We start from the raw sequence: 15,816 nt of genomic DNA on the forward strand, positions 1-15,816 counted from the left end.
GGGCACGGGGAAGCGTTCACTCCCGAGTGGAATCCCGCGCCCGTCCGACCGCGAGGAGTGACCGCCGGTCAGCGCCGTGCGGCCCGGCGGTACGCCTCCAGGGTCAGCTCCGCGGTGCGCCGCCAGGTGAACCCGGCGGCCCTCGTCCGGCGGCCGGCCTGGTCGTCCGCCGACGCGGTGCCCTCCACGGCCGCCACGAGCGCGGCCGACAGCGCCTCCACGTCGCCGAACGGCACGTGCGCGGCCAACCCGCCCGCCACCTCGCGCAGCGCGGGCAGGTCCGAGCACACCACCGGCACGTTGCAGGCCAGCGCCTCCAGCACCGGCAGCCCGAAACCCTCGTCCCGGGACGGCATCACCAGCACCGACGCCCCCGCCACCACGCTGCGCAGGTCGACGTCGTTGAGGTAGCCGGTGCGCCGCACCCGACCGTCCACACCGGACTGGCCGGGGCCCGCCAGCACCAGCGGCGGCAACGACGGCGCGACCGCGTGGGCGTCCAGCAGCGTCGCCAGGCCCTTGCGCGGCCCGCCCGCGCCGACGAACAGCACGTACTCGGCCGGCAGCCCCAGCCGCGACCTCAGGGCGGGCGACGGCGGTCGGGCGGCGAACCACGCCGGGTCCACGCCCAGCGGGGTCACCACGATCTTCTCCGGCGCCACCCCGAACCGCTCCTGCACCACGCCCGCGACGGCCTGCGTCGGCGTGCACACCACGGCGGCCCGGTGCGCGGACTGACGTACCAGCTCGGGCAGCCTGCGGTCGGACGGCGGCAGGTCGCCCGGCGAGTCCAGGAACGCCAGGTCGTGGATCGTCACCACGCCACCGGCGCGCAACGTCGGCGGCAGCACGAAGTTCGTCGCGTGCATCACGTCGGTCAACCCGGCCAGCAGCTCCACCGGCGGGAACCGCGACCGCAGCCAGAACTGGCGCAGCAGCCGCGCCGACACCGGCAGCCCGCGCGCCAGCACGTCGTGCGGCAGCACCGTCCGCAGCGCCCGCCACCCGCGCAGCGTGAACGCCACCGCGCGCACGTCCACCTCGTCCGGCATCGACGCCAGCTCCTCGGCCAGCGCCGCGGTGTAGCGGCCGATGCCCGTGCGGTGGCCCAGCAGCGGGGTGCCGTCGATCAGCACCTTCAGGGGCTTAACCATTGCCGCGCAACTTCTTCAGCACCCGGCCGGTCGCCCGCCGCGCCACCTCGCCCGCGCCGCCCGCGTCCAGGTACTCCTTCACCAGCCGCACGTCGCGCTGCAACTTCTCGCGCGGACCGAGCGGCCGGTTGCGCACCATCGGCGCCGAGCCGGGCAGCCGGTCGGCGGCAGGCCTCGGGTTGCGGCAGAACTCGACCAGCGGTGCCAGCGCGACCTCCCAGGTGAACCGCTCGCGCACGACCGCGATCCGGGCCGCGCACTCCGCCGCGAACTCCTCGTCGTACAGGGCTTTCTCCAGCGCGGCGGCCAGCGCGTCCGGGTCCTCCGACGGCACCACCACCCCGAGGCCCTCGCGCCGCACGAGGTCGGCGAACGAGTCGCCGTCCGTGGTCACGATCGGCAGCCCGGCCCACAGGTAGTCCAGCACCCTGGTGCGGAAGGCGAAGGTCGTCTCCACGTGCTCGTAGTGCGTGGTGACGCCGCAGTCCGCGTCCAGCAGCCAGTTCTGCCGGTCCTGGTAGGGCACCCAGGTCTCGTTGAAGAACACGTGCGAGTCGGTCAGGTCCAGCCGCGCGGCCAGCGCCCGGGTGCGCGCCGCGACGTCCATGTCCGGCACCTCGGGGTTGGGGTGCTTCATGCCGAGGAACACCAACCGCACGTCCGACCGCCGCGCGCGCAACCGGTCCACCGCGCGCACCAGCGTCAACGGGTCGAACCAGCTGTACACGCCGCCCGCCCACAGCACGACCTTGTCCGACCCGGCCAGCCCGAGCGTGGTCCGCAGGCCGGGACCGGTGCGCTGCGGCGGTTTGCCGGACAGCCCGAACGGCGCGATCGCGAGCAGCGACCGGACCGTCGGGTCGTGGTCGTAGAGCGACGGGGTCAACCGGCCGAGCGAGGCCAGGTGGCCCAACCAGAAGTGCCGCTGGCGCTCCGAGGCGCACAGGAAGAAGTCGCCGCGCGCCAACTGGTTGTTGAGCACCTTCGTCACGCCGAGCAGGTCCTTCTCGCGCTGCTCGTCGGTGGCGTCCTTGCCCTGCTCCAGCAGTTCCAGGTGCATCGGGTCGTACACGTCGCAGACCACGATCTTGGTGGAGGAGGCCGACTTCAGCGCCGGCACCAGTTCCAGCGCGTGCCCCTGGAGCACCACCACGTCCGCCCAGTGCACCTGCTCGGGCAGCTCGCGCGGGCGCACGCCGAGCACCGGGAACGGCGCCTCCGGCGGCGCGCACAGCGGGTTCGTGGTGACCAGCCGCACCTCGTGCTCGCCGGACAGCACGTCCGCCATGTGCCACGCCCGGATCGCCGGGCCCGCCATCTTCGGCGAGATCGCGTCGCCGGTCAGCACCAGCACCCGGCGCGGCCGGCCGAACACCTCCTCCAGCCCGAAGACGTCCACCAGCACGTCGTGCGCGGCCAGGTAGCGGGGCAGCGGGTAGGCGGGCTCCATCGCCTTGCGCATCAACGGGAGCAGGTCCGCGTCGGTGCGCCTGCGGGCGGCCTGCTCGGCCTTGCGCGACTCGGCGAGCGACGGCAGCAGCTCCACGAACTGGTCGATCGCGAGGAACCCGGCCAGCGCCTGCCGGGGCACCGGCACCGGCGCGGCGTCGTCGGCGGGGTCCTCCGGCCGGCGGGTGATCTCGAGCTGGGTCGCGTCCAGCTCGCCGCGCGCGGTGGCCCGGCGCACCACCAGCGCCAGCGCCGCGGGCAGCACCCTGGCCAGCGTCTCGTCGGAGAAGTTCTTGTAGAGCGACAGGAGTGCGTTGCGCTCCAACAGGTACAGCTCGCGCGAGGAGTCCACTGTGGACATCGAGGCGTGGTGCTTGTGATAGGTCAGGGAGGACGGCTCGTAGCGCACCCGCCAGCCGCGCAGGTTCAGCCGCCAGCCGAGGTCGACGTCCTCGTAGAACATGAAGAAGCGCTCGTCGAACCCGCCGACCGAGCGGAACACCGAGGTCCGCGCCACCAGGGCCGAGCCGGTGCCGAACAGCACGTCGCGCGGCGCGTCGTGGGCGCCGTCGTCCGGTCGGCCCGCGTGCCGCTTGTAGCCCATGCCGAACCAGGTCAGGCCGCCGTCCACGAAGTCGATCACCCGGCCGTCCCAGTCCAGGACCTTGGAGGCGACCGCCGCCACCGACGGCTCGGCCACCAGCACCCCGACCGCGGCGCGCAGCCAGTCCCGGTGCGGGCGGGCGTCGTTGTTCAGGAAGGCGACGACCGCGCCGGTCGCGTGCTCGACGCCGAGGTTGCAGCCGCCCGCGAAGCCCAGGTTGTCCGGCGCCTCGACCACCACCGCGCGCGGCGCGGCGGCCCGGATCCGGTCCGCGCTCCCGTCGCCTGAGGCGTTGTCGACCACCACGACCTGGAGCTTGTCCGCCGGGTAGTCGAGTTCGTCGTACACCGCGCGCAGGCAGGTTGTCGTGTCGTCGGCGCCGCGGTAGTTGACCACGACGACCGACACGTCAGGCAGGCTCCCTCGCTCCACGCGGACAGCCTGCCTCATCACGCTCCGCAGTGTGAGGTGAAGGTGTTCTAACCCTCCTCGGTGGCGGCCGATCCCCGGTGCGCGCCCGGCCGGCTCAGCGGCCGGCCCACTCCCGCCACACCGCGTCGCGCGACACCGCGGCGCGCCGGCCGATCGCGACCCGGTGGACCAGCGCGGCCGGCAGTGCCGCCAGCACCTCGGCCAGCACCCGCAGCCGCAGCCCGAGCCGGAAGTTCGCCGCGTCCGGGCGGTCGCGGCGCAGCGGCAGCACGGCGGTGAGCGCGGCGAACCGGGCCAGCTGGCCCAGCGCCACCGACGCCGGCGCGCAGCGGACCAGCATCACCAGCCGGTTGCGCTCGTTCCACCGGTGGAACCGCGCCGAGCCCGGCTTCGTGCTCGCACCGTGCCGGTGCCGCACCCGCGCCGGGCCGACCGACACCACCCGACCGCCGGCCAACCGCAGCCGCCACGCGGTGTCGGTGTCCTCGTAGTAGCAGAAGAAGGACGCCGGCACCCCGCCGCACGCCCGCAGCGCGTCCGTCCGGACCAGCGCCGCCCCGCCGCAGAACCCGAACACCTCGCGCCCGGAGAGCACCAGGTCGGCGCCGTGCCCGTCGGCGGTCAGCCGCACGCCGACGGACTGGGTCGAGCCGTCCGCGAGCAGCACCGAGGACGTGGCGGCGACCGCGCCGTCCGCGTCCAGCGCGTCCTCCAGCGCCGCCAACCACCCGTCCTCGGGCGCCGCGTCGTCGTTGAGCCAGGCCACGAACTCGGTGTCGACCCGCGGCAACGCCGCCGCCAACCCGCCCGCGTACCCGGCGTTGCGCGGCAACCGCAGCACCTCGGGCGCGCTCGGGTGGGCGGCGAGGATCGCGGCCGTGCCGTCGTCGGAGGCGTTGTCCACCACGAGTGTCCTTTGTGGACGTTGCCGGGCGAGGGCGTCCAGGCAGGCCGCGATGTGCTCGCGGCCACGCCACGTCACGACGACCACCGTGCTGCGCGTCGACACGGCCCGAGACGCTACGCGATGGCGGGGAACCGACCGAGGAGCGGCCGTGGTGTTGCTCCGGTGCGGCCGGCGGGTCGCCTTGTCGGGTCGGTGGCGCCGCCTGCGGCATGCCGAGCGGCGGAGCCCCGGCGTGGGCTGTGGTGCGGCCGGAGGGGGCGCCCTGTCGGGTCGGCAGCGCGGGTCTGTGGCGCGGCGAGCGGCGGAGCGCCGGCGGGAGGACGGCCGTGGTGCGGCCGGATGGCAGAGGGCCTGTCGGATCGGCGGTGCCGGTCTGCGGTGCGCCGAGCGGTGGAGCGCCGGAGGGGGATGGCCGTGGTGCGGCCGGCCGGCGGGTCGCCTGCGGCACGCCGAGCGGGGAAAGGCCGGCGGGGAAATGGTTGCCGTGCGGCCGGATGGCGGGCGGCCTGTCGGGTCGGCGGCGCGGACCTGCGACACCGCGAGCGGCGAAGCGCCGGCGGGGGAATGGCTGTGGCGCCGCCGAACGGCGCGCCGTCGGTGTGGCCGGTGCCGCGGTTCGGGCGAGTCGGCCGGTGGTGTCCGCTCGCGGCGGTGGCTCGTCGGTGGTTCGGGTGCCGGCGGGTCGGTGGTGCCGGGTGTGGGCGATCGGTGGCGGTTCGTCGCGCGGTCGCCGCGGGTGTGTCGCGGCTCGGTCGGGGTGGCTCGGTCGGGTTCGTCCGCCCGGTGTGCCAGGGTGCCGCTGTGCCGAACCTCGTCGTGCTGACCGAGCAGTTGCTGGCCCCCGTACCCGGTGGCACCGGGCGGTACACCCGTGAGCTGGCCGCCGCGCTCGCCCGCACCGCCCCCGCCGGCTGGACGGTCGAGGGGGTGGTGTCGCGGCGGTCGGACGTGGCGGGCGCGGAGGTGCCCGGTGTGCTCGGGCCGCGGGTGCTGGCCTTGCCCCGGCGGGCGTTGATCGGGGCTTGGGAGTACGGGGCGCCGATCCCGGTCGGCGGTGACGCGGTGCACGCGCCGACGCCGTTGGCACCGCCGCGTGGCGCGGTGGTGACCGTGCACGACACGGTGCCGTGGTCGCACCCCGAGACGTTGACCCCGCGCGGCGCGGCGTGGCACCGGAAGGTGATCGGGCGGGCGATGCGGCACGCCAAGGCGGTCGTGGTGCCCACGCGAGCGGTCGCCGACGAACTCGCGCGGTGCGCGCCCGGGCCCGCCCCGGTGCACGTCGTCGGGCACGGTGTCACCGAGTTCCCGCCGGAGCGCGAGGTCGAGGTGCCCGCGCGGTACGTGCTGGCGGTCGGCACGGTCGAGCCGCGCAAGGGGTTCGGCGACCTCGTCCGCGCCACCGCCGCGCTGGGCGTGCCGCTGGTCGTGGTCGGACCGCCCGGCTGGGGCGCGGTCGACCTGCGCGCGCCGCACGTCCGGCTGCTGGGCCGGCTGACCGACGCGGAGTTGGCGTTCGTGCTGCGGCGGGCCGCGGTGCTGGCCGCGCCGAGCCTGTCCGAGGGCTTCGGGCTGCCCGTGCTGGAGGCCATGGCGGCCGGTGTCCCGGTGGTGCACTCCGACGCGCCGGCGCTCGTGGAGGTGGCCGGAGGAGCGGGGCTGGCGGTGTCACGCGGGTCGGTGCCGGCCTTGGCGGAGGCCCTGCGCGCGGTCCTCTCGGATGAGTCTCTTTCGGGTCGAATGGTGACGGAAGGTCGTCTTCGCGCCCAGGCCTTCACCTGGGAGAACGCAGCCGAAACCGTCTGGGCGATCCACCTCACCCGTCCAGGTGAGACGAGTATTCGGCAATAGTGCGGCGTCCGCCCGCCGGGCCGCCGTACTCTTCACAGCGTGTCACCCGTCGAACCCAGCGTGCTGATCGACGCCACCGCCGTTCCCTCCGACCGGGGTGGTGTCGGCCGGTACGTCGATTCGCTCGTGGCGGCGCTCGACGCCGACGGTGCCCGGCTCAGCGTGGTGTGCCAACCGCGGGACGCCGACCTCTACACCGCGCTCGCGCCGCGCTCGCGGGTCGTCGCGGCCAGCGAGGCCGTCGCCACCCGCACCGCCCGGCTCACCTGGGAGCAGGCGACGCTGCCCCGGCTCGCGGCCCGCCTCGGCGTCAGGGTGATCCACTCGCCGCACTACACGGTGCCCCTGGCGAGCCGCGTCGCGTCGGTCGTGACGCTGCACGACGCCACGTTCTTCACCGACCCGGTGCTGCACTCCTCGGTCAAGGCGCGGTTCTTCCGGGCCTGGACGCGCGCCTCCCTGCGCCGTGCCGCGCTGTGCGTGGTGCCCTCCCGGGCCACCGCCGACGAGCTGGCCCGGGTCGCGGGCGCGGACCGGCGGACGCTGCACATCGCCCAGCACGGCGTCGAACCCGAGCGGTTCCACCCGCCGTCGGTCGAGGAGGTCGCGGTCGTCCGGCGCGAGTTGGCCCTGGGCAACGCGCCGTACGTGGCGTTCCTGGGCGCGCTGGAGCCGCGCAAGAACGTGCCGGCGCTGATCCGCGGTTTCGCCCAGGCGTGCCGCAACCGGGTCGACCCGCCGGCGCTCGTGCTGGCCGGGCAACCCGGCTGGGACGGCCAGGTCGAGCGCGCGCTGGACGCGGTGCCGCACCGGATCCGGGTGATCCGCGCCGGCTACCTGCCGTTCCACCGGCTCGCCGGTTTCCTCGGCGGCGCCGAGGCGGTGGCCTACCCGTCGCTCGGCGAGGGGTTCGGGCTGCCGGTGCTGGAGGCCATGGCGTGCGGCTCGGCGGTGCTGACCACCCGGCGGCTGTCGCTGCCTGAGGTCGGCGGCGACGCGGTCGCGTACTGCGGCGTCGGCGCGGGCGACATCGCGGCCGGCCTCGCCGAGCTGCTGGACGACCCGGCCCGGCGCGCGGCGCTGGCGTCGGCGGCCCTGGTGCGGGCCAAGGACTTCTCCTGGGCCACCTCCGCGGCCCGCCACCGGCTGGCCTACGAGCGGGCCGTCCGGGTGCACCGGCGCTGATCCCCTTCGGGTGACCTCGGCCTCGACGCTTGCCCGGTGCATACCCCCAGGGGGTATAGTTACCGGCATGAACGAGAGTTGGCGGACCGCGGCGTCCGCGACGCTGCACTGCCTCACCGGCTGCGCGATCGGCGAGGTGCTCGGCATGGTGGTCGGCACGGCGCTGAACCTGCCGAACTGGGGCACGGTCGTGCTGTCGGTCGCACTGGCCTTCTTCTTCGGCTACGCCCTGACGCTGCGCGGCGTGCTGAAGGCGGGCGTCGGCCTCGGCGCGGCGGTCAAGCTCGCGCTGGCCGCGGACACCGTGTCGATCCTGGTCATGGAGGTCGTGGACAACGGCGTCATGGTCGTCGTGCCGGGCGCGATGACGGCCGGGCTCGCGAGCGCGCTGTTCTGGGCGTCGCTCGTGCTGTCGCTCGCGGTGGCGTTCGTGCTGACCGTGCCGGTGAACCGGTGGCTGATCGCGCGCGGCAAGGGGCACGCCGTGGTGCACCACGTCCACCACCATCACTAGGGTGGCGCGCGTGACGCGCTACGGAGACGACCTGGCGGTCGTGACCGTCACCTACTCGCCCGGTGACACCCTCGACCGCTTCCTGGCGACCCTGGCCGAGGCCACCACCCGACCCGTCGAGGTCGTGCTGGCCGACAACGGCTCGACCGACGGCGTGCCCGAGGCCGCCGCGCGGACCCACGAGCACGTGACGTTCCTCGACACCGGCGGCAACCTGGGCTACGGCGGCGGCGCCAACCGCGGTGTCGCCGCGCTGCCCGGGTCGGTCGGCTGGGTCGTGGTCGCGAACCCGGACCTGGAATGGGCGCCCGGCAGCCTGGATGCGTTGCTGGAGGCGGCGAAGCGGCACCCGCGCGGCGGCGCGTTCGGCCCGCTGATCCGCGAGCCCTCCGGCGAGGTCTACCCGTCGGCCCGGCTGCTGCCCTCGCTCGGTCGCGGCCTCGGGCACGCGGTGTTCGCCAAGGTGTGGCCGGGCAACCCGTGGACCCGCGAGTACCGGCAGGAGAAGACGTCGGTCGCCGAGCGCACCGCCGGCTGGCTCTCCGGCTCGTGCCTGCTGCTGCGCCGCGAGGCGTTCGACTCGGTGGACGGGTTCGACCCCCGGTACTTCATGTACTTCGAGGACGTCGACCTCGGCGACCGGCTGGCCCGCGCCGGCTGGCTGAACGTGTACGTGCCCGAGGCCGAGGTGGTGCACATCGGCGGCGTGTCCACGGCCAAGGCGTCGAACCGCATGCTCGCCGCGCACCACAGCAGCGCCTACCGCTACCTCGCCGACCGGCACCGCGGGCCGCAGTGGGCGCCCGTGCTGCTGGCCGTGCGGCTGGGCCTGGGGTTGCGGCTGCGCCTGCTGACCCGCCGGGGCTGACCGCCCGGAGGGCGTGCGCCTGGACCGGGTGATCGCCCGCCGGGACTGCGGCCTAGGCGAGGTGATCGCCCGGCCGGCCGCGTCGGTCCTCGCCGGGCCGGTCCGGTCACATCGCGCGGTAGTCGCGCGGCGAGAAGCGCGGCGCGAAGCGGGGTTTGCGGAAGCCGCTCGCCTCGACGTAGCGGACCGCGCGGTGCCGTTGCGGCGCGTAGACGGCCAGTTCCTCGGCCATCCCCGCGTCGTCGATCCGCTTGCCCAGCAACGCGAACCCGACCAGCGCCGCCAGGTGGAAGTCGCCGAAGCTGACCGCGTCCGGGTCCGCCCACGCCCGTTGCGCGACCTCGGCCGCGGTCCACACGCCGATGCCCGGCACCTTGCGCAGCAGCGCCCGGCCGGCCTCGCCCTTCAACCCGACCGCCGCCTCCAGCCGGTGCGCGACCCGCGCCGCGGCGATCAGCGTGCGCCGCCGCGCGCCGTCCACCCCCGCCCGGTGCCACTCCCAGTCGGTGATCGACAGCACCGCCTCCGGCGTCGGCGGCACGCGCATCCGGTCGTTGCCGGGCGCCGTCGCGCCGAACCGGTGGCACAGCTGCGCCCACGAGCGGTGCGCCTCGGTGGAGGTGACCTTCTGCTCCAGCACGGCCGGCAGCAGCACGTCCCACACCCGACCGGTCGCGCCCAGCCGGAGCCCGGGCCTGGCCCGGCGGGTCCGCTCGATCAACGGGTGGTGCGCCACGAACGCCGAATCGTCGTCGTCCGCGCCCAGCAGCGCGGGCAGCCCGTCGAGCAGCCACTCCGCGCCCGGGCCCCAGGCCTCCGCGAGGACCTCGTCCGCACGTCGCACGTGCAGGGTGCCCGGACCGGACGGGGTGCGGGCGGTGAGCCACACCCCGTCGGCCGCGGTGAAGGTCGGGTCGCCCGGCCCCCGGCGGAGGGGGCCGAGCACGGCGCCGACGTCCAGGGCGGACGTCGGCCGCCAGGTCCTGCTAGGCATCCGCCGAGAATCGCACCCCGGCCTCGGGCAGCACCACTCCGGGCCACACCCGGGCGCCGCCGATCAGCTCGCACCGCGCGCCCACGACCGCCGAGTCGCCGATCACCGAGTCCCGGATCACCGCGCCCGCCTGCACCAGCGACCCCGCGCCCAGCACGCTGCGCTCGATCACCGCGCCCTCGCCGACGACCGCGCCGTCGAACAGCACCGCGCCGTCCAGCCGCGCGCCGGCGGCCACCGTGGCGCCCGCGCCGACCGTCGTGCCACCGGTGAGCACCGCCGAGGCGTCCACCGTCGCGCCCGGCAGCACGATCGCGTCGCCGGGCGTCGGCACGGCCGCCGACGGCGCGACACCGCGCACCAGGTCCGCCGAGCCCTGCACGAACGCGGCGGGCGTGCCCAGGTCGAGCCAGTACGACGTGTCGACGTGACCCTGGAGCCGGGCGCCGGATTCCAGCAGACCCGGGAACGTCTCGCGCTCCACCGACACCGGCCGGCCCGCCGGGATCGCCTCGATCACCTCGCGCCGGAACACGTAGCAGCCGGCGTTGATCTGGTCGGTCGGCGGGTTCTCGGTCTTCTCCAGGAACGCCGTGACGCGGCCCTCGGCGTCGGTCGGCACGCACCCGAAGCGACGCGGGTCGTCCACCTTGACCAGGTGCAGCGTCACGTCGGCGCGCGATTCCCGGTGGGTGGTCAACACGCCGCGCAGGTCCACACCGGACAGGATGTCGCCGTTGAACACCATCACGTCGGGCTCGCGCAGCTTGTGGGCGACGTTGCGGATCGCGCCCGCGGTGTCCAGCGGCACCTCCTCGACCACGTACTCCAGGTCGAGGCCCAGGTCGGCGCCGTCGCCGAAGTGCTCCTGGAACACCTCGGCCTTGTAGGAGGTGCCGAGGACCACGTGGGTGATGCCCACCTCGCGGATCCGGGACAGCAGGTGGGTGAGGAACGGCACCCCGGCTGTCGGCAGCATGGGCTTGGGGGCGGACAGGGTCAGTGGTCGCAGCCGGGTTCCCTTGCCCCCGACCAGAACCACGGCCTCGGCGCCTTGCAGCTCCGACATACCGTATTTTCCTCCTCCGCTTACGTCATCCCGTGGATGCGAATACTCTGGCAGAAGCACTCCGGCGACATGGGCGGTGGTCCCGTTGTCGGCGAGCGCCACACCATCGGCACCGCCGGCGTCCCAGGCCGGCCCGCGCAACGCAGGGAGACGATCCGGATGGACCCCCGCGCCAGGGCCGACGCAGCACTGGCCCGCGCCCGAGCCCGCGGCGCGCACGTCGTGACGCCGGACAACATGACCTCGCCGATGGACGCCTCGGCGACCCAGCAGATCCCGCGCACCGTGGTCAACGCGATGGACCAGCGCAACCAGCTGGACCCGGAGTCGACCATGATCCTCTCGGGACCGCTGGCCGCCGGTCGCCCGCCCGCGCACCACCAGCCGCCGCCGTTGCCCGAACCCGAACTCCGGGTCGGCCCGGGTCCGGTGCCGACCGTGCAGCAGGTGGCCAACGGCCGCCCGTCGCTCACCCAGCGCCTGTCCGGCAACCAGGACCCGCACCGGCCGCCGGGCCTGTCCGGCCGCCTCAACGGCGACTGAACCCGCCCGGCGACCGGAACCCGCTCAGCGCAGGTGCGCGGCGGTCAGCAGGGGGTGCAGGTCGTCGACGTTGGACGGCAGCGCGTCCAGCGGCCACCACTGGAGGTCCAGCGACTCCGAGCTGCGCACCGGCGCCGCGCCCGCCGGCGCGCGGACCAGGAACCGCACGTCGAAGTGCCGGGTCGGCACGCCGAGCGAGCACGTGATCGGGTGCACGTCCAGGTGGATCGGCACGGGGTCCAGGCGCAGCCCCCGGATGCCCGACTCCTCCGCGGCCTCGCGCAGCGCCGCCCCCGAGAGCGTCTCGTCGGTCGGCTCGCAGTGCCCGCCCAGTTGCAGCCACCGGCCGACGCGCGGGTGCAGCGTCAGCAGCACGTGGCTGCCCTCGGCGTCCAGCACCAGCGCCGACGCGGTCAGGTGGCCCGGCACGCAGGCGCGCAGGCAGGCGTCCTCCCGGGCGGCCAGGAAGGCCAGGAACGCCTGCTGCAACGCCTCCTGGCCCGGGTCCTCGAACGACGCCGAGGTCAGCGTGGACACGGCGTCCGCGTACAGGCTCACAGCTCCAGGAACCCTTCTCCGACCGGCGGGCGGACCTCCAGCGGCTCGACCGGGTGGCCGACGGCGATCGCGCCGAGCGGCTCCCACGCCGAGGGCAGCGCCAGCGCCGACCGCACCACGTCCGCGCAGAACAGCGTCGAGGACACCCAGCACGACCCCAGCCCGACGGCCGCGAGCGACACCAGGAACCCCTGCACCGCCGCGCCGCCCGCGATGGTGAACATCGTCCGCTCGGCCCGCGACCGGCGTTCGTCCGGGTAGCCGTGCGCGCCGTCGCGCACCAGGAACGGCACCACGATCTCCGGCGCGTCCCGCAGGAAGTCGCCCCGCGCCACCCGGCGCGCGATCGCCTCGGCGGAGAACCCGTCCGCGGCCAGGTCGGCCTCCCAGCGCTCGCGCATCGCCGTCACCAGCGCCTCGCGGGCCTGGCGGACGTGCACGAACCGGACCGGCCGGGTGTGGTGCGGCGCCGGCGCGGTCAGCGCCTCGCCCGCCGCCCGGCGCAGCGCGGCCGGGTCGACGGGGTCCGCGGTGAACGCCCGCACCGACCGCCGCCGCAGCACCGCCTCGGACCGGCCTTGCGCCAGCGCCTCCTCGACGCCGAGCCGGAACAGGTCGTCCTCGACCGGCCGGACCAGGTCGCGCGCCGACGAGCCGTCGTCCACCACGGTCAGCCCGCGCACCACCGCGACCGGCACCGCGCCGAGCTTGCCCTTCACCAGGTCCGCCGCGGCCGCGATCTCGTCGGCCACCGCGACCTCGGTGACGACCAGCTCGTTGCCCTGCCCGTCGACCGTGCCCGCGTACCGGTGCAGCACGGTCAACCCGGCCGCCCCGATCGCCGCGTCGATCTGGCCGACGCGCCAGGCCCGGCCCATCGTGTCGGTCACCACGACCGCCACGTCCACGCCCAGCAGCCCGGCCAGCGCCGACCGCAGCGCCGAGGCCGACCCGTCCGGGTCCACCGGCAGCAGCGCGATCTCGTCGCCGTTGACGTTGGACGCGTCGATGCCCGACGCGGCCTGCACGACGCCCAGCTTGTTCGCGGTGATCAACGTCCGGCCGCGCCGGGCGATCACCTTGACCGCCTCCGCCTCGACCCACTGCCGGCGCACCGTGTCGCGCTGCTCGGGGTCGGCGGGCACGGACACCAGCCGTCCCTCCACTTTGGACATCACCTTGCTGGTCACCACGACGACGTCGCCGTCGCGCAACCAGGGCGCGGCGGACGCGATCGCGCCCGCCAGGTCGTCGCCGGGCCGGAACTCCGGCAACCCCGGAACGGCCAGCACCGTGAACGACGGCGCGGCGTGGTCAGCCAACGTCGACTCCCGCGAGTTCGAGCGCGGCGCGCGCCATGGCGGCCGTCGCGTCCACATCGGACATCAGCAGCGGCACCGCGCGCACCGCGACACCGGGCACGTCGCACCGGTCGCCGGTGTGCACCAGCCACCCGTCGAGGATCCCCTTCTCGGAGGTGCGCCGCGACCCGTGGTACCGGCCGACCGCCTCGGCGGAGGTCTCCACGCCGATCGCGGTCAGGCACGCGTCCGCCATGCCGCGCAGCGGCTTGCCGCCCACGATCGGGGACAACCCCACCACGCCCGCCTCGGTCTTGCGCAGCGCCTCGCGGACGCCCGGCACGGCCAGGATCGGGCCGACGCTCACCACCGGGTTCGACGGCGCGATCAGCACCGCGTCGGCCTCGAGCAGCGCGTCCTCCACGCCGGGCGCGGCCTTCGCGGTGTCCGCGCCCACCGAGGCGAACGAACTCGCGGGCAGCCCGGCCCGGTGCTTGACCCACCACTCCTGGAAGTGGATCGCCCGCGACTCGCCGTCCTCCTCCACGACCACGTGGGTCTCCACCCGGTCGTCGGACATGGGCAGCAGCCGCACGCCCGGCTGCCACCGGTCGCACAGCGCCTCCACGACCGCCGACAGCGGGTAGCCCGCGCGCAGCATCCGGGTCCGCACGAGGTGCGTGGCGATGTCCCGGTCGCCGAGCCCGAACCACGTCGGCTCCGCGCCGTAGGCGGCCAACTCCTCCTTGACGGTCCACGACTCGTCCGCCCGGCCCCAGCCGCGCTCGCCGTCGATGCCGCCACCCAGGGTGTACATGCAGGTGTCCAGGTCCGGGGTGATCCGCAACCCGTGCATCCACACGTCGTCACCCGTGTTCACCACGGCCGTGATCACGTGTTCGGGACGTCCTCCCAGGAGGGCCTTCAACCCCACCAGGAACCGCGCCCCGCCGACCCCGCCAACCAGTACGACGACCTTCACGGTGTCCGAGTCTCCCACCGCGCCTCAGCGCCAGAACATGAAGGTGCGTTGTCCGATGCCGGCGAACAGCGGCTCGCCCCCGACCAGTCCGAACACCGCGTCGGCCAGGTCGAAGAACAACCGGGCCACGGTCGGGAAGCCGATCAGCACCGCGAAGAGCACGAACGGCGCCCACTGCCGGGCCTTCGCGCCGAACTGCTGTGCCGAGTACGACATGTAGGGCTCGATCACACCCCAGCCGTCCAGCCCGGGGATCGGCAGGATGTTCAGCACGAACGCCAGGATCTGCAACAACGCCAGGTAGGACAGGGCGGCGGCGAGCCCGACCGGCGGCGAGAACAGCACCACGGCCAGGCTCAGCAGCGCGCCGACCACCAGGTTGCTCACCGGTCCGGCCAGCGACACGAGCGATTCCACCCGCTTGTCCCGCAACGCGTGGTGGTTGATCCACACCGCGCCGCCGGGCAGCGGGATTCCGCCGAACACCAGCAGCACCAGCGGCAGCACGACGCTGAGCACCGGGTCGGTGTAGCGGCGGATGTCCAGCGTCAGGTAGCCCTTGGACTTCACCGCGTAGTCGCCGCCGCGGTAGGCCACGATCGCGTGACCGAATTCGTGCAGGCACAGCGAAACCGCCCACCCGCCCAGGACGAACAGCACGGTGCCGCCGGTCCGCGCGGCGTCGGGCTCGAACAGCGTCAGCACGGCGCCCACGACGGTGGCGGCCAGCAGACCCAGGAACAGTGGACTCGGTCGCACCGCTGATCTCTTCACCCTTCCAGTGTGGCCTGACGTCGGCGGTGGCTCATAGGCCGTTCGCGCAGGCGTTATCGCACCGCGCGTTCCGGCAATCACCGTCAGTGCAGCCAGTCAAGGGTTTTGCGCCCATCCGCGCGAATATCCCCCGTCCTGTGGACTCCGCTTGACCGGGTGTTGTGACACAGGTGTAATCACATCGGTGTCATTCGTCGTTGTGGGGACGGCGCGTGGTGTCCGCCAACCGGGGAGAGCGGAAGGCGAGGAGGCGGACGGTATGCAGGAAATCGACGGGGGTCGCAGCGTGGACGGGGACGTCCCGGCACGGGAGCCGGTCGGGTTCGCCGACCTGTTCGACGCGACCGACGAGCAGGACTGGCAGGAGCGCGCCCTGTGCGCGCAGACCGACCCGGAGGCGTTCTTCCCCGAGAAGGGCGGTTCCACCAGGGAGGCCAAGCGGATCTGTCTGGGTTGCGAGGTGCGCTCCGAGTGCCTGGAGTACGCGTTGCAGCACGACGAGCGCTTCGGCATCTGGGGCGGTTTGTCCGAACGGGAGCGGAGGAAGCTCAAAAAGCGCGCGGTGTGATCGCGGTGGTCACGTCACCGTGATCGGCCTGGCTTACCGTGGGGTGCCCGCGGTGCAGTCGGA

Annotated in this window: 15 protein-coding genes; 6 read left to right on the top strand and 9 right to left on the bottom strand. The window is 74.4% G+C overall.

The annotated features are described in order from the left end of the window. Nucleotides 1-68: 68 nt before the first annotated feature. The 3 genes from AB0G50_RS26600 to AB0G50_RS26610 all read right to left on the bottom strand — a co-directional run bounded on the left by AB0G50_RS26600 (nt 69) and on the right by AB0G50_RS26610 (nt 4,648). On the bottom strand, nt 69-1,154 hold the full coding sequence (locus AB0G50_RS26600) for a glycosyltransferase family 1 protein (protein ID WP_360113376.1): 1,086 nt from the start codon (nt 1,152-1,154) through the stop codon (nt 69-71). Next, on the bottom strand, nt 1,147-3,657 hold the full coding sequence (locus AB0G50_RS26605) for a glycosyltransferase (protein ID WP_360113444.1): 2,511 nt from the start codon (nt 3,655-3,657) through the stop codon (nt 1,147-1,149). Before AB0G50_RS26605 ends, AB0G50_RS26600 begins: the two co-directional genes overlap by 8 nt. Nucleotides 3,658-3,733: 76 nt before the next feature. Then, nucleotides 3,734-4,648 carry a glycosyltransferase gene (locus tag AB0G50_RS26610; protein WP_360113378.1) on the bottom strand — a complete coding sequence of 305 codons (915 nt, stop codon included), beginning with the start codon at nt 4,646-4,648 and terminating at the stop codon, nt 3,734-3,736. 699 nt (nt 4,649-5,347) lie between these two features. Between AB0G50_RS26610 and AB0G50_RS26615 the strand changes: the two genes are divergently transcribed. The 4 genes from AB0G50_RS26615 to AB0G50_RS26630 all read left to right on the top strand — a co-directional run bounded on the left by AB0G50_RS26615 (nt 5,348) and on the right by AB0G50_RS26630 (nt 8,964). Beyond that, the gene (locus AB0G50_RS26615; protein ID WP_360113380.1) at nt 5,348-6,397 is read left to right on the top strand and encodes a glycosyltransferase family 1 protein; all 1,050 of its coding nucleotides are present in this window, start codon (nt 5,348-5,350) and stop codon (nt 6,395-6,397) included. 60 nt (nt 6,398-6,457) lie between these two features. Then, entirely contained in the window at nt 6,458-7,582 is a 1,125-nt protein-coding gene (locus tag AB0G50_RS26620; protein WP_360113446.1) for a glycosyltransferase family 1 protein, read from the top strand. A 67-nt stretch (nt 7,583-7,649) separates the two neighbouring features. Continuing rightward, entirely contained in the window at nt 7,650-8,096 is a 447-nt protein-coding gene (locus tag AB0G50_RS26625) for a DUF4396 domain-containing protein (RefSeq protein ID WP_360113382.1), read from the top strand. Between the two features lie 10 nt (nt 8,097-8,106). Further along, complete coding sequence (locus tag AB0G50_RS26630; RefSeq protein WP_360113384.1) at nt 8,107-8,964, top strand: glycosyltransferase family 2 protein; 858 nt, start codon at nt 8,107-8,109, stop codon at nt 8,962-8,964. Between the two features lie 106 nt (nt 8,965-9,070). On the opposite strand, the gene AB0G50_RS26635 is transcribed toward AB0G50_RS26630, so the two are convergent. After that, a complete protein-coding gene (locus tag AB0G50_RS26635; protein ID WP_360113386.1) occupies nt 9,071-9,958 on the bottom strand; it encodes a DNA-3-methyladenine glycosylase 2 family protein in 888 nt (295 codons plus the stop codon). Beyond that, nucleotides 9,951-11,027 (bottom strand): NDP-sugar synthase, encoded by a 1,077-nt coding sequence (locus tag AB0G50_RS26640; RefSeq protein ID WP_360113388.1) that lies wholly within the window; start codon nt 11,025-11,027, stop codon nt 9,951-9,953. The genes AB0G50_RS26635 and AB0G50_RS26640 overlap by 8 nt, the downstream gene beginning before the upstream one ends. A gap of 159 nt (nt 11,028-11,186) precedes the next feature. Between AB0G50_RS26640 and AB0G50_RS26645 the strand changes: the two genes are divergently transcribed. Further along, nucleotides 11,187-11,570: a hypothetical protein gene (locus AB0G50_RS26645; RefSeq protein ID WP_360113448.1), complete on the top strand. Its 384-nt coding sequence runs from the start codon at nt 11,187-11,189 to the stop codon at nt 11,568-11,570. Nucleotides 11,571-11,594: 24 nt separating this feature from the next. On the opposite strand, the gene AB0G50_RS26650 is transcribed toward AB0G50_RS26645, so the two are convergent. Genes AB0G50_RS26650 through AB0G50_RS26665 form a run of 4 tightly spaced genes read right to left on the bottom strand, consistent with a single transcriptional unit; the run spans nt 11,595 to nt 15,185 of the window. Then, nucleotides 11,595-12,128: an NUDIX hydrolase gene (locus tag AB0G50_RS26650; RefSeq protein ID WP_360113390.1), complete on the bottom strand. Its 534-nt coding sequence runs from the start codon at nt 12,126-12,128 to the stop codon at nt 11,595-11,597. Further along, nucleotides 12,125-13,450: a coenzyme F420-0:L-glutamate ligase gene (locus tag AB0G50_RS26655; RefSeq protein WP_360113392.1), complete on the bottom strand. Its 1,326-nt coding sequence runs from the start codon at nt 13,448-13,450 to the stop codon at nt 12,125-12,127. The genes AB0G50_RS26650 and AB0G50_RS26655 overlap by 4 nt, the downstream gene beginning before the upstream one ends. Continuing rightward, entirely contained in the window at nt 13,443-14,411 is a 969-nt protein-coding gene (cofD, locus tag AB0G50_RS26660; protein WP_360113394.1) for a 2-phospho-L-lactate transferase, read from the bottom strand. Before cofD ends, AB0G50_RS26655 begins: the two co-directional genes overlap by 8 nt. Nucleotides 14,412-14,435: 24 nt before the next feature. Continuing rightward, on the bottom strand, nt 14,436-15,185 hold the full coding sequence (locus AB0G50_RS26665) for a site-2 protease family protein (RefSeq protein WP_360113396.1): 750 nt from the start codon (nt 15,183-15,185) through the stop codon (nt 14,436-14,438). A gap of 259 nt (nt 15,186-15,444) precedes the next feature. On the opposite strand from AB0G50_RS26665, the gene AB0G50_RS26670 reads away from it, so the two are divergent. Continuing rightward, complete coding sequence (locus AB0G50_RS26670) at nt 15,445-15,753, top strand: WhiB family transcriptional regulator (RefSeq protein WP_360113398.1); 309 nt, start codon at nt 15,445-15,447, stop codon at nt 15,751-15,753. The last annotated feature ends 63 nt before the right edge of the window (nt 15,754-15,816 follow it).

The sequence above is a fragment of the Actinosynnema sp. NPDC020468 genome (assembly GCF_040642015.1).
GTDB lineage: Bacteria > Actinomycetota > Actinomycetes > Mycobacteriales > Pseudonocardiaceae > Actinosynnema.

Coding starts and splice junctions, on each gene's coding strand:
- AB0G50_RS26600 (WP_360113376.1), bottom strand. CDS start 1,154: ATGGTTAAGCCCCTGAAGGTGCTGATCGACGGCACCCCGCTGCTGGGC.
- AB0G50_RS26605 (WP_360113444.1), bottom strand. CDS start 3,657: ATGAGGCAGGCTGTCCGCGTGGAGCGAGGGAGCCTGCCTGACGTGTCG.
- AB0G50_RS26625 (WP_360113382.1), top strand. CDS start 7,650: ATGAACGAGAGTTGGCGGACCGCGGCGTCCGCGACGCTGCACTGCCTC.
- AB0G50_RS26635 (WP_360113386.1), bottom strand. CDS start 9,958: ATGCCTAGCAGGACCTGGCGGCCGACGTCCGCCCTGGACGTCGGCGCC.
- AB0G50_RS26640 (WP_360113388.1), bottom strand. CDS start 11,027: ATGTCGGAGCTGCAAGGCGCCGAGGCCGTGGTTCTGGTCGGGGGCAAG.
- AB0G50_RS26645 (WP_360113448.1), top strand. CDS start 11,187: ATGGACCCCCGCGCCAGGGCCGACGCAGCACTGGCCCGCGCCCGAGCC.
- AB0G50_RS26670 (WP_360113398.1), top strand. CDS start 15,445: ATGCAGGAAATCGACGGGGGTCGCAGCGTGGACGGGGACGTCCCGGCA.